The organism is Algoriphagus aurantiacus (assembly GCF_035156405.1).
GTDB classification, from domain to species: Bacteria; Bacteroidota; Bacteroidia; order Cytophagales; family Cyclobacteriaceae; genus Algoriphagus; species Algoriphagus aurantiacus.
Genome location: NZ_JAXRUT010000005.1, coordinates 40,099 through 64,913 on the forward strand (window position 1 = coordinate 40,099; position 24,815 = coordinate 64,913).

A 24,815-nucleotide genomic window follows, 5' to 3' on the forward strand; every position below is an offset into this window, starting at 1 on the left:
CAGTGAGTTCACAGACGATTAAAGCAGCACAGGTTTTGGTTTACGTCATTGCGCGGAGGAGGTACGACGACAAATCAATCTGTTTTGTAAAATCACGATCAGATTGCTTCAGGGCAAGATGTCTAAAGTGTAATTAAGAGTAATGTTGCCCTTCGCAATGACGGCATAGCTCAGGCTATTTGTTCATGCGCTCTAAGACGAGTAATCGGACATCTATAAATTCCTGACCTGTTATCTCTGCTGCTTTCAATGAAATCGGATGACGTCCTTTGTCTAACGTTATCACTCCCAGTTCCAAAGGCATGAAATTTTTCTCGTAAGATTCATCACGAGGAGAACGATCGTATTCTACTCCTACAAAATCTGGGTCATGCGCCTCTTTGATGCTGGTTTTTACTTCATTTTGACCTTGTCTTAACTGAAGGGTAGAACCAACTGCCGATTCCTTGCCTGTGTAATAGACGGTCGCCAAGTACTTGCCCGAGGTAAGGATTTCAGTGTCCCAAGTAACACTATCAGTAGTTGATGTCCAATTGGTGAAAAAAGAGGAGTTTGGATGTATGCTAGATCGCTGAATACCACCATGTGGAATGCCATCTCTGGCAGGAAGGAGAGTGTATTTGCTGCTTTCATATCCTACAGGGAATATTTCCTCCCGATTACGATCAAGCTCTGACAATACCGAGTTGATCCATGCTTCTTTTGCATCGATCAATTCGGAAAGAATAGTTTCTGAAGGTTGAGTTATAGGCTGAAGTTGTCCTGGGTCTGATTCTAAGTCGAAAAGATTGTTGTCGCTATCAAGTATATAGTTTTGGTTTCGGACACTGACTTTGCCATTCCAATGACTGTAAACATTTCGCTCTTCCCATGTTTTATTAGATCCCATTAGTAGAGGTTTTAAACTTATACCATCTATGGGCTTGTCGAATGAGTTTGTGATATCCGCCAAATCAATTAGGGATGGCAAAATGTCTATTGCGCTAGCAAGCTGGGAGATGATTCGTGGTTTTAACTGGTCTTTCCAATACATGATAAAAGGAGAGCGTACTCCACCCTCATCAGTGCTCCCCTTGATGCCTTTCAGTCCTTCATTCCATCTCCAGCCATTTGGCCCATTGTCAGACATATAGATCACTATAGTGTTTTCCAGGAGCTTTAAGCTATCCAATTTATCCATGACCCTGCCGACATTCCAGTCTAGGTTTTCACATAGTGCATAGGCAGCCCGCGTCTTATTTATATTTTCTTTTTCCCCGTACCGATGGGTGGAATCAACGTTGGCCTCTTTGTATTTGTCCCACCACTTATCGGAAACCTGCATAGGACTATGTGGAGTATTGTATGCTAAATAGACGAAGAATGGTTGATCCGAATTTTCCTCTATGTAGTCCAGCGCATTGTCTGTTAAATCATCGATAATGAACCCATCCCCATTAGTTACTTGGCCGTTTCGTTCAAGCATAGGACTGAAATAATTGCCCCAATGTCCCGAGGCGAAGCCATAGAACTCATCAAAACCTCTGTTATTGGGATGATATGGAGGCTGGGATCCATTGTGCCACTTGCCAAAAGCTCCGGTATTATATCCATTTGATTGGAAAATTTCGGCAATAGTTGTTTCATCAAGATCTAAGCGTTCACCGCCTCTTGAGGTAGAATAAACCCCACCTCTGGGATGGTACCTACCTGTTAAAATCTCAGCTCGGGTAGGAGAACATACCGGGTTTACATAGAATCTACTGAATTGAACACCCTTTAATGCCAGTTGGTCAATATTCGGAGTAGATACATTAGGATTACCATTGATTCCAAGATCTCCCCAACCTTGGTCATCTGACACGATAAGTATTATGTTTGGTTTGGTTTTTTCTTCCGAATCAGAATTGCAGGATTGGAAAAGCAATACTCCAATTCCAACTATCAGATAAAAAATACTTTGTGGCTTTTTTGCCATGGTTACAAGGGTTGGCAGCGAAAGGATTTTCTAAGATAATTTAAAATGATTATCCGCAATGATGCCAGTAGCCATATTTCCTTGTTTTACTGGCTGGAAGACCGATGACGCCTGCCTGCCGGTAGGCAGGGGTGACCGAAGTGGCTTCAATGCTACTGTTGACCAAACTTTATAATGCTTTAGTCTCTTTACTGGCGGAAAAGCGGATATACATATAATTTAATTATAGATAAAGCAATCAAAATCTATGTCTGTGCCTGAGTTCCACTCATATATTCGGAGCCTATCCTCCTGAGTTAGGTCTCAGGGAAGGTTTAGTTGAATTGAATCCACAAAAAAAACCCGAATTAACTCCGGGCTTTGGTGATTTCAAATTAAATCTTTTCCTAGAATATGCCTTTGAACTGCTCTAATTTTTGATCCACTTGAGTATCTACTTCAAATGAAAGCATAACATCTGCCCACATAAAAGTAACTGAAGCTACTTTATTGTTCTCCGCTGAGATGAAGTAAGCAAGTCTTTCGAAGGTCTCAGGTGCGGCGATTGGAGCTACTTTGATCGCCACTGCATCGTCTTTAGCCAAGGCTTCTTCATCCACTTTCCCATCCTTCATATAAGCATAAATTTCATTTGCCTTACTGTTCAAGTGTATAGTCCAGTCGCCAGATTCCTGTGGAGTGATGAATAGGGAATATTTACCTGCACCTATGTTTTTGCCTGCAATACTTACTCCGGTACTGAATTCGATAATCGTTGGGCCATTTGCTCCGGCTCTCCAGGTGGCACCGTATTTTTCAAGCTCACCGAATACTTTTCTGCCTTTTACTGCCGGAGAGGAGTAATCAATACTGATTTTTGTAAAACCTACCTGCTGAGAAACATAAGCAGCGGGACTTGGTGCTGGGGCCTGAAGCTGTGCAAATGATAATGTGGAAACTGAGAAAAAGAGAATCAGGGCAAATGCCGATAAAAGGAGTTTGTTGTTTTTCATGTGTTTTGAAATTTATGATGAAGGTAAGCTAAATGAACTTTTGAAACGGTTCTTTTGGAAGAATTGTAATTGATTATTCTGATTATCCGCAATGATGCCAGTAGCCATATTTTCTTTGTTTAACGGCGAGGAGACCGATGACCGATGACCGAAGAAGCCATTTTCGCGAGATTTAACTTAATTCTAAGTCACTTTAAACTTCTACTAGTACAATAGCGGATATTCATAATGATTATTGTTCCAATTCGGATTTTTAAGCTTCAGTTATTTTCTTTTTGATGGTTTTCATCAAGTTCTTCGGATAGCTTCTATCTCCTAAATATAGATCGGTCATAAAGGATATCGCATAGTCACCATATTTTCTTAATAGCAGGTTCCGGATTATTCGATAGCTATAAAACCACTTAGCGGCAGTCTGAGAAATGTTGAGTTCTGGTAATAATTCTTCTTCTAGTTTTTGCTGGTAAATAGCCCCAGCTGTTTCGGGATTCAGTCCAGATTCGATGATAGCTTCCGCTACCAATTCTCCACTCCACAATGCATTAGAAATTCCCTCCGCTGTCAACGAATCCGCAAACCCTGCTGCATCCCCAATCAGAAATACATTTTTCCTGTAAAATCCATCTGTGCGAGGGGAAATTGGAATCTGATAACCATGAGATTTTTCATTGAGAATTTCTTTAATGCCCAGCTTTTCTACATACTTTTTGTAGTATGCCTTCAGGTCAATTCTTTTTCTTCGAGTAGAGGCTATTCCCAAAGACAGATGATTTTTCTTGGGAAAACTCCATGCGTATCCATGCGGGACGCTATCCATATCAAACCGTACTTCTTTGGATAACCGTTCGAAATCTTCAGGGGTCACCTCTACTTCATATTCCAAAGCAGGAATGAGCTTGCGGGTTTCCTTCCATCCAGCTAACTTGGCCGTGGGACTTAGTGCTCCATCCGCAGCAATGATCAGCTTCGCACGGATGTCACCTTGACTTGTATGAAGCGTGGGAACATCGCCAAAAGTGATATCTATGAGCTTATGATCCTGTTTTATATCTACTCCAAGATCCTTGGCTTTTTCGATAAGGAAATTGTCAAACTCAGCCCGCATCACCATACTGATGACAGGGACATCACGCTTAGCAGTAAGCACTTTCTTCTCACCCTCAAAGTAGAGTTGAATCTGGTAAAACTCCCGTTCTACGACTTTGGAAACATCAAATGGCAACTTACGTCTTCCCCTGTAAACCAACCCTCCACCACAGGTCTTATATCTGGGCAGGGTTTCCTTTTCGATTATCACGGTAGAAATCCCCTTTTTTGCCAGATGATATGCTGCCATAGCACCTGAAGGACCACAGCCTATTATCGCTACATCATAGTGACTCATGTACTCAATAGAAAATCAATGTTAAAAATCTACTGTAAAGAAAATGCAAAATAGGCGCAATGCTACAGGATTGATGTAAACATCTCAATATTCTAAGATAAGGTTGAGCTTTAAGGGATAGATTTGAGTTTTACTACTAATTCTTCTCTAATTCCTTTTTGATAAACGCTACACTCAAGGGAATCTGTGTGACCGATCTTGAACTTTCGTCTTCAATGCTCAAGTATTCAGTCCCTTGATTTTTAGCCTCCTCGATTATTCCTGCGATATCAATGTCACCTGTGCCTAATACTACATTGGTTTCTACATCTCCACGTCCATCTTTTGATCCAGGAGTTCCTTTTTTGCGATCTTTGAGATGTAGAATGGGAAATTTGCCAGGGTATTTTTTCATGATCTTCAAAGGATCGCCACCACCCATTTTTACCCAGAACACATCCAGGTTGAACTCAAAGTTTTTGGCGTGTTCAAGCATATAATCAAATCTGACTTTTCTGCGATCCTTGGCAAATTCATAGCCGTGTGGGTGATACAAAAAAGTGATCCCTTCTTTACTGAGTTCTTCACCTACAGCATTGAATAGCGCAGTAGCTATTTTAATTTCCTCTATTGAGATAGCGCCCTCAGCATGAGGAATCCAATAGCAAGTGGCATATTTCGCTCCATATTTTTTCGCTTGATCTATGATGGGTTGCAGGTCTTTGGTAAGCTGAGTGTATTCAGCACCTACTCCTATGATACGCAGATTATTATCTGCAAGAAGTTTTGCATATTCATCATCCGACATTCCGTACCCACCACCGCCTTCCAGCGCTGATATTCCCCAATCTGAAATAAGCTCGTGATACTTCACAGGATCTACTTTCATTTCATTACGAAGGGAATAGAGCTGAAGTGCCACTTCTTGTGCTTGCAGCTTTAGGAATGGAGAGGTCAAAAATAGGACTAGTGTGATTACTTTAATATATATATTCATCTGTCTATAATTTGATTTTCAAAGGTCATCCCGTCCCGATAATTATCAGGAGCTATCGGGAGGAATCTCGCGTAACGGATAATCATCCTCTGTGTGACGCTTTCGTCATGCTCGATTTCATGGTTACTTAATTTTGACTTGACCTAAAATATGGATTATTATTTGGTTTTCGATTGTAATCCTTAAATTGATGCTTTACTAAGTATGTATGAATTCTGATCGAAGAAAGTTTATCCAAAACACTTCCCTGATAGGACTTGCTATGTCTATTTCACCTTCTTTTTCATTTGCTCGAAACCATAATCAGGTAATTGGTCATGGAGATTTTCAATACCAGGTAGATTCCAGATGGGGGATGCTTGATCCTGCCAAAGTACCTGTGAATAACTGTCACGAGATGGTAATGGACCGAAAGGGTAGGATGATCATGGTTACTGATGAGCCTAAAAACAACGTCATTATATACGATCAATCAGGTAAATTTCTTAGCGCATGGACACTGGGGATGGATCGTGCTCATGGATTGACGTTAGTAGATGAAGGTGATGCAGAATACCTCTGGATCTCTGATAATGCAGGCAGGGTAGTAAAAACCACACTTGATGGTGCAGTGGTGGTTGAGATAGATTCTCCATTGAAAGAAGGGATTTATACAGAAAAAATGGCCTATGTACCTACTGAGACAACGGTAGCTCCTAATGGTGATTTGTATGTTGCTGATGGATATGGATCTCAATTTTTTCTACACTACGATAAAAATGGCAAGTTTATAAGGAAATTTGGTGGTAGTGGATCTGGTGATGCACAGTTTAGTACTGCTCACGGTATTACAGTAGATCAGCGTGGTGGCAAAGAGCCAACCTTGCTTTGCACTTCTCGTGGGCATAATTCTTTTAAGCGATTTACCTTGGATGGAGAATATCTAGAGACTATTTTCTTGCCAGGTGCGTTCGTGTGCCGTCCGGTGATTCATGGTGACCATCTGTACGCAGGAGTTTGCTGGTCTAGACTTCGGTACTTAGAGCAAACGCCAGATTCAGGTTTTGTGACTATTTTGGATAAAGACAATAAGGTAGTCTCCAATCCTGGAGGCACAGCACCCGAGTATAGAAATGGTGAACTTCAGCTAATGGTGCAGTCTGAGCAGATCTTCAAACATTGTCACGATGTGTGTATAGACCAGGATGAAAATATCTATGTATGTCAGTGGAATGCTGGTAAAACTTATCCGATTAAGCTTACAAGAGTTTAGTAAAACTGCTTGAAAACTGTAAGTTGATTGGACTGAATTCTTTTATATTTCATGATTTATCAATTTTAAAATTTCCAATTATGAAGAAAGTTACTGTAGGCCGGTTTGAAATTCCAGTCAGTGATATGGATAGAGCTATCTCTTTCTATCAAAAGGTTTTTGACTGTAGCCTAACTAAAATTGACATGGGAGATTTTCAAATGGCAATGTTTCCTGGTGAAGGTGGTGGAGTGGGAGCCGAGGGAAGCTTGGTTTCACATAAGGATTTTTACAAATCAAGTAATTTAGCAGGAGTTCTAATTTATTTCTCATCTGTGGACTTATCTATTGAATTAGCAAAAGTGGAGGAGGCTGGAGGAAACGTGCAGATACCAAAAAGAATGATTTCACCTGAATATGGTTACATGGGCGTGTTTTTGGATTCAGAGGGAAATCGAATAGCCCTTCATTCGATGAGTTAGTCTTAAGCTAACCATGGATTTTTTGCCAGAATCTATGCGAGCAAGTTTCTCAAGAAGGTTGAAATTTATTATTTGAAAATTATTAGTTAAGAGTTTTTTATGTTGCTAACCAAAGGCTTAGAGCTTTCCGAGGAGAATGTTACCGATCTGAATTATATACAGAAGCAAATAGCGATTATAATTTCGCTTTTAGCATTAGTGTTATTATTGTTGCTTGGTATTTCTGATGCGTTTCTGGGGATATCTCCGGTAGTTTTTTGGGTTAAAATCGCAATTTCTTTTCCTTTTTTAGCAGCTTATTTTTTGATTTCTAAGTATGGCAAAGCGCAACTGGCATTAAACATTTTACTCATCCTGGCCCACATAGTAATCTGTTTTAATTTTTTCTATAATGACGGAAATGGAGGGCCTACCATTTACGCTTTTTTCTTGATGCTGGTCGTTTCTTCTTTGCTGATTCAGGGCTGGCTTAAAGTTGCATGGTTTCTTGGCTCTCTAGCCATGTTTTTCTTGCTTTTCTTTGCCGAAGCTTATGGGTATATAGAGATTGAGAATTATTATGAGGGACCTCAACATCAGTTTATCGATCATGCAGTTACCATCATATGGATTAGTTTATTTGTGTTTACAGTGCTTCATTTTTTCGTCAAAAGCTATCAAAACCAAAGTCACTTGCTCAATAAAATTAAGCTGAGACAGGAGAAGGCAATCGATGAGGTGAAGATGCTAAATGATCAGAAAAATAAGCTCATCGCACTACTTTCTCACGATTTGAAGAATCCGATTGGTATGCTTCATACCACTCTTGATCTTGTAGACAAGGATGCTTTTGAGCCAGGAGAATTGGAGCAGATTTTAAGGAATCTTAGATGCCAAAGTTTTCACCTCAATAAAGTGCTCAACAATACGCTGAGTTGGGTGATGACGGAATTGGAAGATACACCTACCCAACTCCATCAGATTAGTCTGTCCAGTCTGACACATGAAATGAAGGAGATGATGCTAATGCAGGCAACAGAAAAGAATCAGGTAATTGAAGTTTCAATAGAAGGAGAGGACCGAGATATATCTTTAGAAATCAATGAGATCAAAATCATTCTTAAAAATCTGTTAGATAATGCTATCAAATTTTCGCCACTGGATTCAATGATTAACCTGAATCTAAAGATCAGCAAGCATGAATTAAATTGGGAGGTCTGCAATCAAGGAGCAACGATATCTCCAGCAGATCAGAAGCATTTGTTTGTTTTCCGGGCTAGGACCTCCTACGGTACCAAAAAAGAAAAGGGAACAGGTGTAGGATTACCGCTATGCAAAAGAATTGCGGATAAAATCAATTTTGATTTGAAATATACCAGCAGTAATGTAACAAAGAATTGCTTTACCTTGACAAAGAAATTGCGTTAAAGAATCACTACTCTAAGACTCATGGCTCCATGTGCCCCAATTACTAAAGACTGTTCTATATCGGCAGTTTTGGATGGGCCCGCAATGAATAAACCAAAACCTGATTCTGTCAATCCGATTCGTGCATAAGCTTGGTGCATATTACCTACGATAGTCTCTTTCTTGATCACAATGACTAAATGTGCTGTGATAAAAGGAATTGCTCTCAGGTCTAAATTACTATCATCCAGCCAAATTGCAGCGTTCTCCGCTGAGGCAAATTGACCTTCTATGATTGCTAAATCTAAGTCTGCAAAATCAGTTGGATGCTGCGGTACTTGACAATTAGTATACTTTTTAAATGTAGGAGAAGAGCTGTAGATTTTTGGAAAGCCAGTTTCTGCAATCAATTGCTCAAGTTCTCTTTTACTGATCACGGTGCCTTTATTGGCATTCAAAGAATGAGTGTAGGTTTCTACTAGGTCAGAAGCTATAGCAAAGTCCGGGATTTCCGGAAGAGGCTTTTCTCCTAAGTTCAATCCTCGGATGGCTACTAATATGGATGCTTTACTACTCATTTCTATTTTTTTTGTACCAGGCTTTGAATGATTCTTCTGGTAAATCTGGCAGGTTTCTGCTTTTCCCCCATGCATTCAGCGGATTGTAGATGATGCTGTCTGGAAGTGATTTCAGAGTAGCACGCATCATTTTCCCTGAAAGCTTATAGGCTAAGGGGCTTTTGAAGATCCCATTTGCCAATTTCATGGATAATCCTTTGACTGAAGAGCCTTGCGCTTTAGTGATTTCTTGTCGCCACTCGTAGAGTTGCTCGTGGATGTTGATTTTCACAGGACACACATCTGAGCAGCTCCCGCAAAGGGTGGAGGCAAAAGGTAAGGTGCTGTATTTTTTAAGATCGATACCTGGCGAAAGTATGGAGCCAATTGGACCAGGAACAGTACTTCCATAGCTGAATCCGCCACTTCTGCGATAGATAGGACAGGTGTTCATACATGCTCCGCAGCGGATGCATTTCAGTGAGTTTCTGAATTTCTCTCTGGCAAGTTGCTTGGTTCTGCCATTATTGACCAAAATCAAGTGAAGTTCCTTGCCTGGAGAGGGGCTCCTGAAATGTGAATTGTAATTCGTGATGGACTGTCCGGTAGCAGATCTTGCCAAAAGACGCAGAAAAACTCCAAGGTCTTTTCTTCTAGGAATGAGCTTCTCTATTCCCATACAGGCAATATGCGTATCTGCCAGATGAACGCCCATATCAGCATTGCCTTCATTGGTGCAGACGACAAATTCCCCTGTTTCTGCCACTGCGAAATTGACACCTGTGATCGCCACTTTAGCCATCAGGAATTTTTCACGAAGATGTAATCGAGCTGCGTGAGTAAGATAAACGGGGTCCAAATTCCCTTTTTCAGTATGGAGTTTTTCGTGGAATATCTCGGAGATATCGGACTTTTTCAAGTGAATAGCCGGCAACACAATATGACTTGGAGGTTGCTTCAGAAACTGAATAATCCGCTCTCCCAAATCCGTATCCACCACGTCAATGCCTTTTTCTTCCAAGAACGGATTCAAATGACATTCTTCTGTGAGTATAGATTTGCTCTTAACAACTGCCTTGCATTGTTTCTCTTCAAGTATTTTTCCAATAATCTGATTATGCTCTTCAGCATTCTCGGCCCAGTGAACTTTGATACCATTTGCGGTCGCATTTTTCTCCAGTTCTTCAAGATAGAAGTCAAGCTTAGAAAGTGTGTGATCTTTAATTTGGGACGCCAGCTCGCGAAGTTGTTCCCACTCAGGGATTTGATGGATTATTGTGTCACGCTTTTGTCTAACTATCCACAGCGTATCATCATGCCATTTGGCACGCGCCTTATCTTTCAGAAATACCGTTGCTTTCTCCGGGTGACTCATGAGATTACTTGGTTTAAGATTTCTGCAAAGTGCATTAACTGAACATTTTCTTTATCTCGGGTGGCAATTCCCTGCATGTGCATGATGCATGACATGTCTCCACCCACAATGATTTCTACACCTTTGTCCAGATGATCAGCGATTCGGTCTTTCCCCATTTGTACGGAGATTGCCTCTTCGCTTACTGCAAAAGTTCCTCCAAATCCACAACACTCATCTTTTCTTGTCAACTCCACCACTTCCATTCCCTTTAGATCTTTCATCAGCTGAAGGGTTTTATTGAAAACCGGCTCATTTCTCTCTGAATCACTGGCAAGCCTCAATCCTCGAAGTCCATGACAGGAAGCATGAAAGCCGATCTTGTGCGGAAAGCTGCCTTTGATCGAATCAACTTTGAGGATGTCCGTGATAAATTCACTTAACTCATAGATGTGGGATTGTACGTGTTCTTGATTTTTTTTGAGCTTATCAATATGTGGAGAATGCTTTTTGACGTGCAAAACACAGCTGCCGGATGGAGCTACGATGTAATCAAATTCTGCGAAATCCCGGATGAACTTGGAGGTAGTGCCAGCAGTATCAGCTTCGAAACCGGCATTGGACATAGGCTGTCCGCAGCAAGTTTGGCCAAGTGGATAAGTGACTTTGCAACCTAGTTTTTCCAGCAGTTCTAGTGTGGCAATCGCTACGTTGGGATAGAACTGATCAATATAACACGGGATAAACAGGCCTATATGCGGGGCATCTTTTTTCATGTGTTTATAATTGCTTTTTATTGGCCACATGGAATCTCACATGGAGAATCGTCATCGCCTTATGTATCGTCTGTAATATGCTCGATTTCATTATTAAGGTAAATTAAGCCATCTATTCCATTGATACCAGCATGGCAGCTCCTAATGCAGATCCATTTGGAAAATCGCTTGGAATGATCTTTAATCCCGGAAGTTTTTTGCGAAGCATCTCTACAAAGATATCGTTGGCATTGAATCCTCCATCTATGAAAAGCCTATCTACTGGAGCATTGTCTATTACCAGCTTGATAGAGGCGGTTTGCAGATCCGTCAACTCATGGATAAAGGTGTAATAGGCCTCATTAAACTCTGCAAAAAGCGACCAATCATTTTCTTTAGCTTGATCAAATCCATAATCTTCAGGTTTGAGGTATTGGAAATGAATTCGTTTGCTTTTATGATCTTTTACTTTTTCAAATAGGGTAGTATTGAATTTCAATTTCTTGTAAGTGCCAAGTGGCATTTGGAAATGTTCGTACAGCTTTTCCACCTGATATTTATGCTCTTCTCCGATGAATAGTCTGGAGATTTTGATGGGGTCACCTTTGATGCTGAGAAACTGTAAGCAATCGCGTTTAAGCTCATTTTTAGTAAGCGTAGTTTTGTTGAAAGGATTGATGCAGATTGCCCAAGTGCCTGTGGAAAGTAGGGCAAAGGGTTCGGATTCTTGCTTGATGTAAGGAAGCAAAGCCGAAGATGAATCATGAACTCCAATGCCGCAGGGGATATTTCCGAGTTCTGGCTTAGTCTTCAAAAGTGTGTTTCCGGGAACTATTGGGGGAAGTAATGGGCGAATTCCTTCCCTATCAACCCATTCATGATAATCGTTCGCTTCATAATCCCAAAGTCCCGTATGGCATCCTATACTTGTATAATCTGACACCATTTCTCCAGTAAATAAGAAACTTAAGTACTGAGGGAAATGGAATGAATGTTTGATTTTTTTGAAGAAATCGGGCTTTGCATACTTGATGAAATAAAGCTGCAAACCTGAGTTGAGCATAGCCAATGGAGGAGAGGAGGTGGCTCGGCAAAAGGTCATCATTCCTCCGTTTTCTTCATAAAACCTACTTAAAAGATCTTCTGGGAAAGGCTTCAGGTAATCATAAAGCGGAGTGGCAGGAACTCCACTATCTTCCGTATGTACAAAGGAAGCCCCATGACAGGAGAAATTCAGTTTCTTGATCTGATAATCTGGTGATTTCAGTGCTTCTTTGAAGGTCTTGAGCATCCACTCTTCCAGCGGTCCCAAAGGCTCACTTGGGAAATTGTCTTCGTCCGGAATCGGGTCTAGTCGAATATAGGAACTGTGTACTTCGGTTAAATTTTCATCAAAAAGAAAGAACTTCTTGTTTGTCCTACCGATATCAAAAACAGCCGTTACTGGAATTTTACTCATAGGTTCGCTATCAAAGCGATTTTCGGATGATCATTTTAAATGGACTTTTCAGTGGGATTTTGTCCTCTTCTCCCAAGATTTGATTTGCGATCGTTGTGCCCATTTCAACGAAGTTAGTAGAGATGGTAGTAATTCCGTCTGCTAATATCTCCTTCAGAGGAGTTTCATTATAAGAAATGAGCCCTATTTCTTTCCCTAGTTGAAGCTGCTGCTCGCGGGATTTTTTCACGATGTTGGCAAGATCAGTTTCTGCCAATACTATGAATGAATCTCCTTCATACAGTTGCTCATCATCGATGCCATCAAGGATCAGGTTGTTGAAATTGTGGAAAAAGCAAAAGCGCTTAAAACCATCAATAATCTCAACAGGATACATGTCTCCTTTTGGGAAAACCAAAATCAATCTTGAGTATTTCCTTAAGTGAGTAATACCCGACTCCAATGCTTCAAGGATATCTCTGGCAAAATCCTGATAAACTCCTGGGAACTCGTTTTCATGATTTTTCACGCCACGATCCATTATCAGGAGTTTATCTTTAGGAATTCGCTGAATCAGGTCATAGCATGTTTCTGGATGGTTATTCTCATCAAAGAAATGTGGTGCTAAGACATAGTAATTATAGTTGCCTAGGTTTCGCTCCAAAAGGTTTTCGAAAATCGTGCGGTTGTAATGGTGAATTTGCAAATCCACTGTCGCTTGATTTCCTAAAGTCTCTACTATAGAATAATAGATGATCTTCTTATAAGAGCTCAACTTATTGAATATCAATAGAACCTTTACTTTGTTAGCCAAATTGTTAGAATTCACGTAGAAACCTTTGCCTCTCACAGAAGTGATAATACCACGATCTCTAAGTTCATTATAAGCTTTCTCAACGGTATCTCTCGAGAGTAGAAAATCAAAACTCGTCTCATTGATCGAAGGAATTCTATCTCCGATTTTGAGCTTGCCGCTTTCTAAATCATCAAGAATGAGATTGACTACCTGCATATATTTAGGGGTCCGTGAATCCGTATGGATCCTTTCCGATTTGTCAACTAACATAGCATTTTGGGTTACTGGTAGGTACTAAGGGTATTCGAGGTTTATTAATTCGTTTTCTATCTTGGGAATGCAGCAGCTAATCCGCCATCTACATTTAGCATGTTTCCTGTTGTTTTGTCCAGCTGGCCACTTACGAAAATGAAGGCTGCGTTTGCGATGTCACTGGTTTTCACACTTTCTTTCAATAAGGTACGATTAGCATAGAACTGAGGCAAGTCTTTTACTTCAATTCCGTATGCTTTAGCGCGATTTTCGCCCCATCCACCTTCCCAGATGTTTGAGTTTTCGATCACAGCATCAGGATTCACTACATTGACTTTGATTTTATCTTCCGCCAATTCAGCCGCCATTAATCTTGACATGTGAAGTTGTGCAGCCTTGGCAGTGCCGTATGCAACATTTTTTGGTCCAGCCACCAAGCCATTTTTACTTGCAATATTTACAATATCTCCACCTTGGCCTTGAAGCTTCATGATTTTGACTCCGGCTTTGGAAATATAATACTGGCCCATCACTAAGATATTATTTAATCTGTCCCAATCCTGGTCGGTGTGATCTTCGAAAGGTTTACTGATAGAAATTCCGGCGTTGTTTACCACGATATCCACTCCGCCAAATTGTAGGCATGTAGCTTCAATAGCAGCCTCTAGACTTTTTCCATTAGTCACATCCAGTTTCACAGCCAAGAATGCATCTTTACCGTATTTTTTCAATAGCGCATCATTAGTCTGTTTCAGTCTATCGCCGTCTATATCAGTGACAACTACGCAGGCGCCTTCTTGGATATATTTTTCTACAATAGCCAAACCGATTCCGCCTGCACTTCCAGTCACCAAAGCTATCTTTCTCGAAAGTGGTTGTTCTTTAGGCATTCTTTGAAGTTTTGCTTCTTCCAGTAGCCAGTACTCAATATTGAAAGCCTCCTGTAGAGGTAATGAGACGTATTCAGAAACTGCCTCTGCACCACGCATCACATTAATAGCGTTGATATAGAATTCGCTTGCCACACGGCTAGTTTGCTTGTTTTTCGCATAGCTAAACATCCCAACTCCTGGCCAGATAATAATCACTGGATTTGGATCGCGCATCGCTGGACTATTCGAATGCTTGTGGTTTTCGTAATAATCTGCATACATCTCGCGGTAAGCCTGAAATGCTACACTGATTTGTTCTTTCAAATCTGTAAGATCGGAAAGGTCTGCATCAGCAGAAATATCCAAAACCAAAGGAGAAATCTTAGTTCTCAAGAAGTGATCTGGGCAACTGGTACCCATGGGCGCCAATTTACTTAAGTCATTGCTGTTGATAAATTGAAGTACTTCTGGTGCATCAGTGAACGTGCCGACCATTAGATTCTCTGAAGAAGCTAGGCCTCTTAATAGAGGGGCAAGTTTAGCTGCTTGACTTTTTCTCTGCTCAGGAGCTAGAGATTTTACTTTCTCACCTCCAAACACCGGGCGGTTTTTTCCATAATTCTGAGCCAAGTATTCAGAAGCAGTTTCTATCACTTCCAAGCTATTGATATAGCATTCGAAAGCCGTATCTCCCCAAGTGAAAAGCCCGTGTCCACCAAGCATAATGCCTCGGATTCCTGGATTTTCATCAAGGGCTTGCTTCAGTTGAAGGCCAAGGTCAAAACCTGGTTTTTGCCAAGGCACCCAAGCTATCTGACCATTCCAAAGATCCTGGGTGATCTGCTCTCCGTCCTTTGCTGCAGCAATAGCAATCGCAGCATCTGGGTGTAGGTGATCGATATGTTTGAAGGGTAAAAATGCGTGTAAAGGAGTATCAATCGAAGGTGCTTTAGACTTCAGGTCGTAAATACAATGATTGAAAAGTTCGACCATCTCATCTTCAAACTCCAGACCTCTGTAAATGCCTTTCAAAGCGCGGAGTTTGTCTACATAAAGTCCAGCCAAGCCAGCTTTTGTCAAGGTTCCGATATCTCCACCTGAACCTTTGACCCACATTACTTCTACTTTTTCTTTGGTAAGTGGATCTGCTTCATAGGTTTTGCAGCTGGTGTTCCCGCCACCGTAATTGGTGATTCTCAGGTCAGCTCCCAGTATATTTGATCGGTAGATAAGAAGGTCAACTTCTTTGCCCTCAAGTTTGGATGCTACGGCATCATCCCAAAGGAAACTTACATGCTTAAAGTTTTGTGTTGTTATGCTCATTGCGTTTCGCAGATTGTTCTGATAGTGAATATGGGTGAAAAGATTGCCTCAGGTATCCTGTGCTGTCTTGAATACCCAAAGATTTCTATTGATTTATTAGATTGATTTCGATTGTTATATTTGGCTAAAGTATTTAAATACAGATAATTAGTTGTAAATCGTCGTTTATTCCAAATTTAATTCCGAAGGGGTTGTTGAAAATAGTGGTGTTGTATACTTTACTTCCAGTAGCATAAGGGGTAAATTTTTGAGGGTTGTTGAAAACTTATTTTGCGACTGTAATCTAAAAAGTAAAAGTTACAATCCATAAAGTTCAAAGAGAAGTGTCCAGACTATGGAATTTTATCAAATTCACTTTATTTCTTTGTATATCATCTTCAGATAAGTACTCATCTTTAATATCGATCAAACGGCTTTTATTTTTTGGTTGGTAATTTGAGCGACGTGCGCTTCGGCTATAGAATTGCAGTCATTAAAAGTGCTTGACATTGGTGAATTTTTGATTTACAATTGGAGTATTTTGAATGATATTCCTCTTGGCTATTTTTATAAAAAATTGGAAAAGCTATGGATTTGGATGTTTAAGCGCTTTTTATTATTATAAAGTGTTGTCAAAATGAAGTTACGGTGCGATTATTTCACTCTCATTCTCTAGTATACTGGTAAGATTTGTATTAGAGACACATGATTTCTTACTTACATTTATTGTGGACATTGTGTACTTACGCACTGTTAACTGCCCTTCTTTTCAACAAACCGAGTAAAAACGTAACTATATAAACTTTTCTATGAGAATTACAGAAGACCAAATAGCATCATTTTCTTCCAATGACTTTCATTCCCGTTCGCTAGATCTTTTACGGGAGAGATTTTCCAAGCAAAGTATAAATTTTGAGGATGTTATCTGTAAGATTCAGGAATTTCAGATTGCTATTCCAAGTGCAGCATTAGGTAATGGTAGATCAAAGAATAAGAAGTCGAGAACAGGCGGAGAGCCTAGAAATCTTAACGAAAAGCTAGAAGATATTGGATTGCTTAAGCAATTAACATGTAAGACAAACTCTGTATCTGTCTATATTCCTTGGGATATGCCAGAAGATTACAAGGAGGTGAAAGACTTGGCGACTGAGCTACATCTGAAATTTGATACGATGAACAGCACTAGTTCTCAGGATCAGAATCAGAAGGAATACGCCAAATTGGGATCATTAGGCAATCCGGATAAAGCAATCAGAGAAGAAGCCATCGCTCATAATGAGGATGTGATAAACATAGGTAAAAAACTCGGAAGCAAGGGGCTTACAGTTTGGATGGCGGATGGAAGTAATTTTCCCGGGCAGTCAAATTTTAGAAGTACACTTGCTTGGACGGAGGAGTCGCTCCGTGAAATCTACGAATTCATGCCTTCGGACTGGGACTTGATGTTAGAGTATAAGCCCTACGAGCCGAATTGCTACCATACAGTAGTTCCTGATTGGGGGACTTCCACTATGCTTGCCAAGCGATTGGGCTCGCGAGCCAAAGTGCTAGTGGATCTTGGCCATCATTTGCCAAAAACTAATATTGAACAGATCGTTGCCACGCTGATGTACCAAAATCTTCTTGCTGGATTTCATTTTAACGATAGTAAATATGGGGACGACGACCTGAATCCAAGTAGTATCAAGCCATATCAGTTGTTTTTGATTTTCTGTGAACTGATAGGTGGAGATCAAGACGGTGCTCAGGATTGGAATAGTATTTCTTGGATGATCGATGCGAGCTACAATACTCAAGACCCATTGGTCGATTTAATCCAGGCATTGGAAGCGATTACTATTGCTTACGCTAAGGCGCTGCTGGTTGACAGGAAGAAGCTTCATGAATGTCAACAGAATGGAGAGGGGTCCCAGGCTCAGGAAATTCTGCAAATGGCCTTTTTGACTGATGTCAGACCTTTGGTGTGCGAGGCAAGAGTTCGAGCTGGTGGTCCTTCAGAGCCACTTGAGACTTATAGAGTTTTGATGATTCGTAATAAATTAGTTCAGGAGCGAGGTGCAAAATCATACACCTCACTATTTTAGCCAGATACATTTCTTGTTATCTTGGGGTATGATAAAACTCTATACGTTACCAATTGCCTTATTTTTTCTTTCCTTTTCAATGGTAGTTACAGGTTGTAAAACTAAAGGAGAGGAAAAGATCTTTGAAGAAGGAAAAAAGACAAATATCATTTTTATTCTTGCAGATGACCTTGGGTATGGAGACCTGGGATTTCTAGGCCAGCAATACATAGAGACCCCAAACATAGACCGACTTGCGAAGGAGGGAATGTTTTTTACCAATCATTATTCTGGTGCCACCGTGTGCGCACCTTCACGATCAGCCTTTTTGACAGGCTTGCATACAGGGCATACTCCTATTCGGGGCAACCTGGGAGTAGAGCCGGAAGGACAATATCCATTGCCTGATTCCACTGCTTCAGTAGCTAAAGTGATGCAAAGTGCTGGTTATAAAACGGGTGCTTTTGGGAAGTGGGGGCTAGGTTTCATTGGTACTACGGGAGATCCTAATCAGCAAGGTTTTGAGCAATTTTATGGCTACAACTGCCAGAGCTATGCGCATCGGTATTATCCGGCATACCTCTGGGACAATAGTGAAAAAGATACGTTGAAAGGAAATGGATGGATTGAAAAAACGAGCTTTGCCCCGGATTTGATCCAGGAAAAGACGATCTCATTTATTGAAAAAAACAAGGATGATCCTTTTTTTCTATTTATGCCCATAGTAATGCCTCATGCAGAACTAGCTGCACCTAACGATGAGGTTTTTCAAAAATACAGAGCAAAATTCGGTGAGGAAAATCCTTATCCGGTTAGAGAAGGATCTGAATACGGTAGTGATATAAATATCTCAGCTTACCAATCTCAGCCTTATCCTCATGCCACTTTTGCAGCGATGGTGGAGCGTATTGATGCGTATGTAGGAGAGGTGCTAGCCAAAGTGGAAGAATTGGGGTTGGCAGAAAATACGTTAATAATATTTGCCTCTGACAATGGTGCTCATCTGGAAGGTGGGGCTGATCCTGAATTCTTTGATAGTAACGGTCCATTTCGAGGACATAAGCGAGACTTATACGAAGGTGGTGTACGCACTCCGATGATAGCTTGGTGGCCAGGTAAAGTCAAAGCAGGTTCGCAAAGTGATCACATTTCAGCATTCTGGGATTTATTACCAACTTTTGCTGAGGTGGCAGGTGCGAAAATCCCAGCGAGTATTGATGGGATTTCATTTTTGCCAGCTTTGTTGGAGCAAAGTGACCAAAAGCAGCATGAGTTTTTGTATTGGGAGTTTCATGAACAAGGCGGAAAGCAAGCTGTGAGACAGGGGAAATGGAAAGCGGTCAAGCTGCAAGTATTTGGTAGCGCTGAACCTACAATTGAGCTTTATGATCTAAGCACTGATCTGGGGGAGGAGAATGATATTGCTGCGCAAAACCCAGATAAAGTTAAAGAATTGGAAACTTTGATGAATGATTCGCACAAGCCAAATCCTATTTTTGGTTTGTTACCATCAGAGCGTAAATAGGAAAAACTCAATGATACAAATGAAAAAAGGCGGAGAATAAACCCCGCCTTTTCGTACCCAATCTATTTACTGTAAAACCTTTGAATAAATGAATTTAAATAGGAAATAGATTTTGAGTATCCTTCTCTGTCCTGTTATTGTTTTATAGCGTTAAGTTTTTATGAGTTCTGTTTAACTTTAAAGAAGAAAAATGAAATATTTAGTCATGAGAAATTCGAGTGTTTTATTCATTCTAGCTACTGTTATATCCTGTACCAGCCCAAAGAATTCTTCTGATTCGGTGATTGCAAAATCCCCTTTTAAGACTGTTGGTTCGGTAGAACGATTAGATCCAGAGCTAAGCACGTTTATTCCTGAAGATGCTAAAATCGAAGTTTTAGCTTCTGGTTTTGAGTGGGCCGAAGGACCATTATGGCTAGCTGATCAAAATGCCCTGATCTTCACGGATGTGCCCACCAATAAAATATGGAAGTGGACAGAAGAAGATAGCCTAAGTTTATTTTTGGAGCCGTCTGGATATTTGGGAACTGAGACGAACAAGAAAGAACCAGGAGCAAATGGCTTGGCATTGAATGCAAATGGTGATTTAATTCTTTGCCAGCATGGTGAAAGACAAATTGCAAAGATGAATGCTTCGCTTTCTGCCCCAAAAGCCGATTTCACAGCTTTGGTATCTGATTTTGAAGGTAAAAAATTCAATAGCCCAAATGATTTGGTCATAAATAAATCTGGACAGATATTCTTTACTGATCCACCTTATGGTTTGGATGATTGGAATCCCAAGGAACTGGATTTTCAAGGTGTATATAGATTGGATGCTGATGGAAGTTTGCACCTGCTTCTGGATACACTTAATCGACCGAACGGGATAGGGTTGAGTCCGGATCAGAATACACTTTACATTGCACAATCAGACGCTCAGAAAGCAAGGTATTATGCGTTTGATTTGGATGAAAAAGGAGATATCCTGAATGGTAAGGTCTTATTGGACGCTACTTCCAGTGTGGGTGATAAGCATCCGGGTTTGCCGGATGGCTTGACCGTTCATAGTTCGGGAACACTATTCGTAACAGGACCAGGAGGAGTGTGGGTGATCAGTCCTGAGGGAAAACATCTCGGTACAATAGGGACGGGTCAAGGCACTGCGAATTGTGCTTTTGATGCCAATGAGGATTATTTGTACATGACCGCAGACGCGTATTTGATGAGAATCAAAGTGAACTAAACTGATATGATATTGAATTTTGGGGTTTATCTTTTAAAATGTGATTAAAAAGTTGATAACCCTCTATTTATGGTGAATAAGTCTGTTGATTTAGAATATAATTTGGTGGAAAGATAGTGGGAAACTAAGTGACTGGAATGTTGGCATTGGGTGAAATTAGGAAGATATTTATTAAACCAAGTAAGAGATAAAAAGACCGAGAGTACGATCTCGGATAAAGATTGACAGCTCGTAATTGAAACATGAATGGTCAAAGTCCTTCGGGAGTTTGTCTGAAATGGGCAACCACAAAAGTGTTGATTGAAATCTTCAAAGCCGCAAGGTAGAGAAGGCGGAGTTTGAAAATCATTATTATGAATCCGGGTAACTGGAGGAATAGTCTTTTAACAGTAGCTTGGCTCTTTTAGATGATCAAGATTATCTGTAAGAGAAAGGGAAACGTTCGAAAGAGTGTTTCCCTTTTTGTTTTACCCCTTTTTTCGCCAATCCCATATCACGATATTCCATTCTTCAACTCCATCATGAAAAGTATGGATCACCTCAAAACCTATACGTTGATGAGCCCTCATGGATCTGAGGTTGGAGGTGGAGATTTCAGTGATGGTAAAGTCATATTTATGTTCAAATACCTGTTTGTATTTTGCATAGCATTGATCAAAAAGCCCCATGCCACGATAGGCCTTTCCTATGCAGACTTGACCAACTACAATGTAGTTGTATTCACTTATTTTTTTGCCTGAATAGGATATGAGATCAAACTGACCAAACATAGGAACCAACTGAAGAATATCAGCTCTGGAAGCCTTGGTCATCGCCAGAATGTAAGCTGCCACTATATCTCCATCCAGTGCTATGACATGGGATTCCATATCATTCAGTTTTTTCAAATCTTCCAGTGAATGTTGCACAAATACAAAGCCTTGGGATTCCTTTTCATCTGGATTGATCAGGGTGCTTAGATTGGCTCTTTGAAGGTCAGCAATACCTTGGAGATCTTCTTTAGTTTTACTTTGAATTAGCGTGAGCATAGGTGAGAATGGGGTGAAAATCTATGGTCTTTGATCAGCTCTGGTCTAACATGGATGGTAGGCTAAGGTACCCTCGGGTAATTAGATGCCTGAGATGTAGAACTGGATTCTAAAATTATAACAAGCATTTTCGAAAATGTTATTCAATACATTATTATAAAATATGCTGTTTTACTGTAGTTTTGATCAAACCCAAAAATATCATGAAGTTTAACAAAATCTATTTTGGATTGTGGATTTTCATCTTTGCACTCTTTGCCTATTGGCAGTTCAATGATCCAGACCCGGAAGTTTGGGTAAGTATTTACGGAGTAGCTATGTTGTTTTGTCTGATGGGAACCCGCGGGATTTTCCCGAAGATACCACTTACGGTGGTGGTGGTGGTTTGTCTTGTAGGGGCTATTTACTTTTATCCTGGAGGAATAGGAGATTGGATCGCTCAGGAGATAGAGCAGCACGATCTCACTATGAAAACTCCACAGATGGAAGAAGCACGGGAGACTTTTGGACTTTTGATCGTGGCACTGGTACTTAGTCCTGCGCTTTGGAAAGCCTGGAGCAAGAAGGCTAGCCGTAGTTAAAAAAATAATTTAAGGACTGTGTGTTTCTCTCTGTTACTCATCAAACCAAATAACCATGAAAAAGTTACTATTAAGTATGCTAGCCCTGTTTTTTGCCTTTGCCGGATTTTCACAACAACTAAGTGGAAGCAATTCTACCTATTTTGAAATACGAAAATACTATGCTAATGAAGGGAAACTTCCCGATTTGATCAAACGCTTTGAGAATCATACCCTGTCTCTTTTTGAGAAAAGCGGTATGGAAAACATCGCTTATTTCGTCCCAGCTGAAAACACAGACAACTCCATGACTTATATTCTGGGATACCCTGATGAAAAATCCAGAGACCGCATGTGGGAGAAATTTGGCAGTGATCCTGATTGGCAGAAAGCTAAGAAGGAATCAGAAGTAAATGGAGGGCTTGTGAAGAGCGTAGATCAGACCTTTATGAAATTGGCCCCTGGGTTAAATGATACTCCTAAACCACAGGCGAGTGGGATTTTTCAATTAAGAACCTATACTTGTTTTGATGGCAGATTGGATAATCTAATCGCTCGATTTAAAGATCATACACAGGATCTTTTCGAAAAGCAGGGATTGAAAAATTATCCGTATTGGGTTACAGTTGAGAAGGATGGAAGTCAGTCAAAGTTGGTTTACCTTTTGGCCGATAAGGATCAGGCATCTTTCGAAAGAAATTTTCAGAACTTCATCAAAGATCCTGCTTGGGTAAAAGCACGGGATGCTTCTGAGGCAGATGGTAAGATTGTAGAAAAGGTGGATGCCGTATTCTTTAAGACGCTGCCTTTTTCGCCTCTAAAATAATCTGCATAAAATCAGTTTGTTGTCTCGAGAAAATCTGAATGTTGCTCAGCTCTGCTGTAGCGGATAAGTGTAAGTGACCGTATTGTCATTAAAACTGTTTTATCATAACCAGCCTACGCTATGAAAAAGTCACTTTTCCCTCTCTTATTCTGCCTCTTATTCAGCTTTGCGTGTCAGGAAAGTGATGATCCTGCCACAGCTTGTGGCGTCAGTGATCCTATAGAGAATATAGCCTGGCTAAAGCAATTGGCAGAAGAATCAGCTACTGGCGGATTGGCGGAATTCTCTTATATAGCACAAGCCAAATATAAAGGCAAGAGGGTTTTTTACTGGGGAAGTTGTTGTCCTAACTGCAGTTGGGCTTTAGTTTTGCGCAATTGCGACGGGAATAGAATAAATGATGAAATCAGCTTTGACGATCTTGAGGATACCAAAGTAATCTGGCAGCATGAAAACTCGCAGTGTAATTTCTGATGAAGTTTTCCACTCTGTGTCAGACTATGAATTTTTGAACATACAGGAGGAGAAAACTAAAAGACCAAATCCCGTGTGTAGTCAGTCTTTCCTGTAGCAAAGAACGACTCTTTGCCGTATAGTAATTGCTAATGGGTTTTACTAATCGGAAAATTTTATGAAAAAGTCACTTTACCCCCTTTTATTCTGTCTACTGTTCAGCTTTGCATGTGATGAAAAGGAAGATCCGGCCACAGCCTGTGGGGTTAGCGATCCAATAAATGATTTACCGTGGCTTTTAGAAATGAAAGAATCTTTGAGTGAAGGGGGAATGGGCGATTTATTTTATATCATGCAGGCAAAGTATAAAGGAAAGAGAGTTTTTTATCAGGGTAATTGTTGTGCCCAATGCAGTACGTTATTGATATTTTATGATTGTGGCGGGAATGGAATAAATGAAGAAATCAGCTATGATGATCTTGAGGATAGCAAAGTAATCTGGCAGCCAGAAAACTCTCAGTGTAACCTCTGATGAGTTTTTTTTTGCCAGACAATTCATTAAACATTATTATTCCCATTTGCCCAGTCTTTTGATGTAGGGCAAATGGGAATTGTTTTTGGAATAGGTTTAGTAAGATTAAGTGGTTGAATCTGTATTAAAACTCTATTGGTGTGAATCTTTCAAATACCTGAGAACCGATGCAATTCTCCAGAGGTCCGCAAGGAGGGTAAATCCAAGTCATTTTATCCTGATTTTCATTAAATTCAACTGTTTTTTCACTCGAAAAATTTTGGGAACTTTGTACAAGTTGAATAGTAGGTACATAAGGAGTATCTGAAGATTCTGGCACACTGTAAACTATTGTGGTTTGAATTGACAGTTGGTCGTCCAACAATGAATAAGTGCCACTTGATCTACCGGAATAGCCTAGAAGTTCATCTGAATCAGAGTTTATGTACACGGAAGAACTATTGAAATTCCCATTCTCTAAAAAGGAATAATAGCTAATCATTTGGATATTGTCATCGAGGTCATGGCTATTTCTCCAGTGGCCAATGACTTGAGAAGAGTTGTCTATTGGCTCTTCGTCCTCTTGACAGGAGCTTAATAAAAAGATACCTAATATTCCCAGTACAAATAATTGCGGAAAGTTTTTCATGATTGGATAGTGTTTTGGTTGTAAAGAAGATACGTTAGTTCTATCTGGAATGCTACAGGATATTTTAAGTTTTCTGATTTGATTAAGATGAAATCGAGCATGACTCAAGAGTCACACACTGGGATGATTATAATGAATGCATGCGAGTTTCCCTGCCTGACGGTAGGCAAGTTCCGAAACGATCCCGATAACGGGATGGGACAGGCTATCCCGTTTCCTTTGTCACGGGACAGGTTATGAC

Annotated in this window: 22 protein-coding genes; 10 read left to right on the forward strand and 12 right to left on the reverse strand. The window is 40.4% G+C overall.

Going from position 1 to position 24,815, the window contains the following annotated elements:
* Positions 1 to 175: 175 nt before the first annotated feature.
* The 4 genes from SYJ56_RS06805 to SYJ56_RS06820 all read right to left on the reverse strand — a co-directional run bounded on the left by SYJ56_RS06805 (position 176) and on the right by SYJ56_RS06820 (position 5,309).
* The gene (locus SYJ56_RS06805) at positions 176 to 1,957 is read right to left on the reverse strand and encodes an arylsulfatase (RefSeq protein WP_323832894.1); all 1,782 of its coding nucleotides are present in this window, start codon (positions 1,955 to 1,957) and stop codon (positions 176 to 178) included.
* 386 nt (positions 1,958 to 2,343) lie between these two features.
* A complete protein-coding gene (locus tag SYJ56_RS06810) occupies positions 2,344 to 2,949 on the reverse strand; it encodes a DUF2911 domain-containing protein (protein ID WP_323832895.1) in 606 nt (201 codons plus the stop codon).
* Between the two features lie 253 nt (positions 2,950 to 3,202).
* Positions 3,203 to 4,333, reverse strand: a complete 1,131-nt coding sequence (locus tag SYJ56_RS06815) for a geranylgeranyl reductase family protein (RefSeq protein ID WP_323832896.1) — start codon at positions 4,331 to 4,333, stop codon at positions 3,203 to 3,205.
* A gap of 136 nt (positions 4,334 to 4,469) precedes the next feature.
* Positions 4,470 to 5,309, reverse strand: a complete 840-nt coding sequence (locus SYJ56_RS06820) for a sugar phosphate isomerase/epimerase family protein (RefSeq protein ID WP_323832897.1) — start codon at positions 5,307 to 5,309, stop codon at positions 4,470 to 4,472.
* 208 nt (positions 5,310 to 5,517) lie between these two features.
* Here SYJ56_RS06820 and SYJ56_RS06825 point away from each other — a divergent pair, with 208 nt between their 5' ends.
* From SYJ56_RS06825 to SYJ56_RS06835, 3 genes are all read left to right on the forward strand, one after another.
* Positions 5,518 to 6,561, forward strand: a complete 1,044-nt coding sequence (locus SYJ56_RS06825; protein WP_323832898.1) for a 6-bladed beta-propeller — start codon at positions 5,518 to 5,520, stop codon at positions 6,559 to 6,561.
* An 80-nt stretch (positions 6,562 to 6,641) separates the two neighbouring features.
* On the forward strand, positions 6,642 to 7,022 hold the full coding sequence (locus tag SYJ56_RS06830; protein ID WP_323832899.1) for a VOC family protein: 381 nt from the start codon (positions 6,642 to 6,644) through the stop codon (positions 7,020 to 7,022).
* Positions 7,023 to 7,121: 99 nt separating this feature from the next.
* On the forward strand, positions 7,122 to 8,429 hold the full coding sequence (locus SYJ56_RS06835; RefSeq protein ID WP_323832900.1) for a sensor histidine kinase: 1,308 nt from the start codon (positions 7,122 to 7,124) through the stop codon (positions 8,427 to 8,429).
* Here the strand turns inward: SYJ56_RS06835 and SYJ56_RS06840 are convergent.
* The 6 genes from SYJ56_RS06840 to SYJ56_RS06865 form a co-directional block, all read right to left on the reverse strand.
* Positions 8,426 to 8,986 (reverse strand): LutC/YkgG family protein, encoded by a 561-nt coding sequence (locus SYJ56_RS06840; RefSeq protein WP_323832901.1) that lies wholly within the window; start codon positions 8,984 to 8,986, stop codon positions 8,426 to 8,428. The two genes, SYJ56_RS06835 and SYJ56_RS06840, sit on opposite strands and share 4 nt — an antisense overlap.
* Positions 8,979 to 10,340 carry a lactate utilization protein B gene (locus tag SYJ56_RS06845; protein ID WP_323832902.1) on the reverse strand — a complete coding sequence of 454 codons (1,362 nt, stop codon included), beginning with the start codon at positions 10,338 to 10,340 and terminating at the stop codon, positions 8,979 to 8,981. The genes SYJ56_RS06840 and SYJ56_RS06845 overlap by 8 nt, the downstream gene beginning before the upstream one ends.
* Entirely contained in the window at positions 10,337 to 11,095 is a 759-nt protein-coding gene (locus SYJ56_RS06850) for a (Fe-S)-binding protein (protein ID WP_323832903.1), read from the reverse strand. The genes SYJ56_RS06845 and SYJ56_RS06850 overlap by 4 nt, the downstream gene beginning before the upstream one ends.
* Before the next feature lie 112 nt (positions 11,096 to 11,207).
* The gene (locus tag SYJ56_RS06855; RefSeq protein WP_323832904.1) at positions 11,208 to 12,533 is read right to left on the reverse strand and encodes an FGGY-family carbohydrate kinase; all 1,326 of its coding nucleotides are present in this window, start codon (positions 12,531 to 12,533) and stop codon (positions 11,208 to 11,210) included.
* Between the two features lie 10 nt (positions 12,534 to 12,543).
* Positions 12,544 to 13,524 carry a GntR family transcriptional regulator gene (locus SYJ56_RS06860; protein ID WP_323832905.1) on the reverse strand — a complete coding sequence of 327 codons (981 nt, stop codon included), beginning with the start codon at positions 13,522 to 13,524 and terminating at the stop codon, positions 12,544 to 12,546.
* Between the two features lie 110 nt (positions 13,525 to 13,634).
* Positions 13,635 to 15,755: a bifunctional aldolase/short-chain dehydrogenase gene (locus tag SYJ56_RS06865; RefSeq protein WP_323832906.1), complete on the reverse strand. Its 2,121-nt coding sequence runs from the start codon at positions 15,753 to 15,755 to the stop codon at positions 13,635 to 13,637.
* Positions 15,756 to 16,543: 788 nt separating this feature from the next.
* Here SYJ56_RS06865 and SYJ56_RS06870 point away from each other — a divergent pair.
* From SYJ56_RS06870 to SYJ56_RS06880, 3 genes are all read left to right on the forward strand, one after another.
* Positions 16,544 to 17,818, forward strand: a complete 1,275-nt coding sequence (locus tag SYJ56_RS06870) for a sugar isomerase (RefSeq protein ID WP_323832907.1) — start codon at positions 16,544 to 16,546, stop codon at positions 17,816 to 17,818.
* Between the two features lie 28 nt (positions 17,819 to 17,846).
* Entirely contained in the window at positions 17,847 to 19,322 is a 1,476-nt protein-coding gene (locus SYJ56_RS06875; RefSeq protein WP_323832908.1) for an arylsulfatase, read from the forward strand.
* A gap of 205 nt (positions 19,323 to 19,527) precedes the next feature.
* Positions 19,528 to 20,547 (forward strand): SMP-30/gluconolactonase/LRE family protein, encoded by a 1,020-nt coding sequence (locus tag SYJ56_RS06880; RefSeq protein WP_323832909.1) that lies wholly within the window; start codon positions 19,528 to 19,530, stop codon positions 20,545 to 20,547.
* Positions 20,548 to 21,014: 467 nt separating this feature from the next.
* Here the strand turns inward: SYJ56_RS06880 and SYJ56_RS06885 are convergent, their stop codons facing one another.
* Positions 21,015 to 21,575: a GNAT family N-acetyltransferase gene (locus tag SYJ56_RS06885; protein WP_323832910.1), complete on the reverse strand. Its 561-nt coding sequence runs from the start codon at positions 21,573 to 21,575 to the stop codon at positions 21,015 to 21,017.
* 203 nt (positions 21,576 to 21,778) lie between these two features.
* Here SYJ56_RS06885 and SYJ56_RS06890 point away from each other — a divergent pair, with 203 nt between their 5' ends.
* From SYJ56_RS06890 to SYJ56_RS06905, 4 genes are all read left to right on the forward strand, one after another.
* Entirely contained in the window at positions 21,779 to 22,156 is a 378-nt protein-coding gene (locus SYJ56_RS06890; protein ID WP_323832911.1) for a transmembrane 220 family protein, read from the forward strand.
* A 55-nt stretch (positions 22,157 to 22,211) separates the two neighbouring features.
* Entirely contained in the window at positions 22,212 to 22,961 is a 750-nt protein-coding gene (locus SYJ56_RS06895) for an NIPSNAP family protein (protein WP_323832912.1), read from the forward strand.
* Between the two features lie 120 nt (positions 22,962 to 23,081).
* Positions 23,082 to 23,435, forward strand: coding sequence for a hypothetical protein (locus SYJ56_RS06900; protein WP_323832913.1), 354 nt, complete (start codon positions 23,082 to 23,084; stop codon positions 23,433 to 23,435).
* A gap of 157 nt (positions 23,436 to 23,592) precedes the next feature.
* Positions 23,593 to 23,946 carry a hypothetical protein gene (locus tag SYJ56_RS06905; RefSeq protein ID WP_323832914.1) on the forward strand — a complete coding sequence of 118 codons (354 nt, stop codon included), beginning with the start codon at positions 23,593 to 23,595 and terminating at the stop codon, positions 23,944 to 23,946.
* Positions 23,947 to 24,070: 124 nt separating this feature from the next.
* On the opposite strand, the gene SYJ56_RS06910 is transcribed toward SYJ56_RS06905, so the two are convergent.
* Complete coding sequence (locus SYJ56_RS06910; protein ID WP_323832915.1) at positions 24,071 to 24,574, reverse strand: hypothetical protein; 504 nt, start codon at positions 24,572 to 24,574, stop codon at positions 24,071 to 24,073.
* Between the last annotated feature and the right edge of the window lie 241 nt (positions 24,575 to 24,815).

Excerpts from the sequence above, each read along its gene's own strand:
- SYJ56_RS06805 (WP_323832894.1), bottom strand. The coding sequence starts at position 1,957 with ATGGCAAAAAAGCCACAAAGTATTTTTTATCTGATAGTTGGAATTGGA.
- SYJ56_RS06810 (WP_323832895.1), bottom strand. The coding sequence starts at position 2,949 with ATGAAAAACAACAAACTCCTTTTATCGGCATTTGCCCTGATTCTCTTT.
- SYJ56_RS06815 (WP_323832896.1), bottom strand. The coding sequence starts at position 4,333 with ATGAGTCACTATGATGTAGCGATAATAGGCTGTGGTCCTTCAGGTGCT.
- SYJ56_RS06820 (WP_323832897.1), bottom strand. The coding sequence starts at position 5,309 with ATGAATATATATATTAAAGTAATCACACTAGTCCTATTTTTGACCTCT.
- SYJ56_RS06825 (WP_323832898.1), top strand. The coding sequence starts at position 5,518 with ATGAATTCTGATCGAAGAAAGTTTATCCAAAACACTTCCCTGATAGGA.
- SYJ56_RS06830 (WP_323832899.1), top strand. The coding sequence starts at position 6,642 with ATGAAGAAAGTTACTGTAGGCCGGTTTGAAATTCCAGTCAGTGATATG.
- SYJ56_RS06835 (WP_323832900.1), top strand. The coding sequence starts at position 7,122 with ATGTTGCTAACCAAAGGCTTAGAGCTTTCCGAGGAGAATGTTACCGAT.
- SYJ56_RS06840 (WP_323832901.1), bottom strand. The coding sequence starts at position 8,986 with ATGAGTAGTAAAGCATCCATATTAGTAGCCATCCGAGGATTGAACTTA.
- SYJ56_RS06845 (WP_323832902.1), bottom strand. The coding sequence starts at position 10,340 with ATGAGTCACCCGGAGAAAGCAACGGTATTTCTGAAAGATAAGGCGCGT.
- SYJ56_RS06850 (WP_323832903.1), bottom strand. The coding sequence starts at position 11,095 with ATGAAAAAAGATGCCCCGCATATAGGCCTGTTTATCCCGTGTTATATT.
- SYJ56_RS06855 (WP_323832904.1), bottom strand. The coding sequence starts at position 12,533 with ATGAGTAAAATTCCAGTAACGGCTGTTTTTGATATCGGTAGGACAAAC.
- SYJ56_RS06860 (WP_323832905.1), bottom strand. The coding sequence starts at position 13,524 with ATGCAGGTAGTCAATCTCATTCTTGATGATTTAGAAAGCGGCAAGCTC.
- SYJ56_RS06865 (WP_323832906.1), bottom strand. The coding sequence starts at position 15,755 with ATGAGCATAACAACACAAAACTTTAAGCATGTAAGTTTCCTTTGGGAT.
- SYJ56_RS06870 (WP_323832907.1), top strand. The coding sequence starts at position 16,544 with ATGAGAATTACAGAAGACCAAATAGCATCATTTTCTTCCAATGACTTT.
- SYJ56_RS06875 (WP_323832908.1), top strand. The coding sequence starts at position 17,847 with ATGATAAAACTCTATACGTTACCAATTGCCTTATTTTTTCTTTCCTTT.
- SYJ56_RS06880 (WP_323832909.1), top strand. The coding sequence starts at position 19,528 with ATGAGAAATTCGAGTGTTTTATTCATTCTAGCTACTGTTATATCCTGT.
- SYJ56_RS06885 (WP_323832910.1), bottom strand. The coding sequence starts at position 21,575 with ATGCTCACGCTAATTCAAAGTAAAACTAAAGAAGATCTCCAAGGTATT.
- SYJ56_RS06890 (WP_323832911.1), top strand. The coding sequence starts at position 21,779 with ATGAAGTTTAACAAAATCTATTTTGGATTGTGGATTTTCATCTTTGCA.
- SYJ56_RS06895 (WP_323832912.1), top strand. The coding sequence starts at position 22,212 with ATGAAAAAGTTACTATTAAGTATGCTAGCCCTGTTTTTTGCCTTTGCC.
- SYJ56_RS06900 (WP_323832913.1), top strand. The coding sequence starts at position 23,082 with ATGAAAAAGTCACTTTTCCCTCTCTTATTCTGCCTCTTATTCAGCTTT.
- SYJ56_RS06905 (WP_323832914.1), top strand. The coding sequence starts at position 23,593 with ATGAAAAAGTCACTTTACCCCCTTTTATTCTGTCTACTGTTCAGCTTT.
- SYJ56_RS06910 (WP_323832915.1), bottom strand. The coding sequence starts at position 24,574 with ATGAAAAACTTTCCGCAATTATTTGTACTGGGAATATTAGGTATCTTT.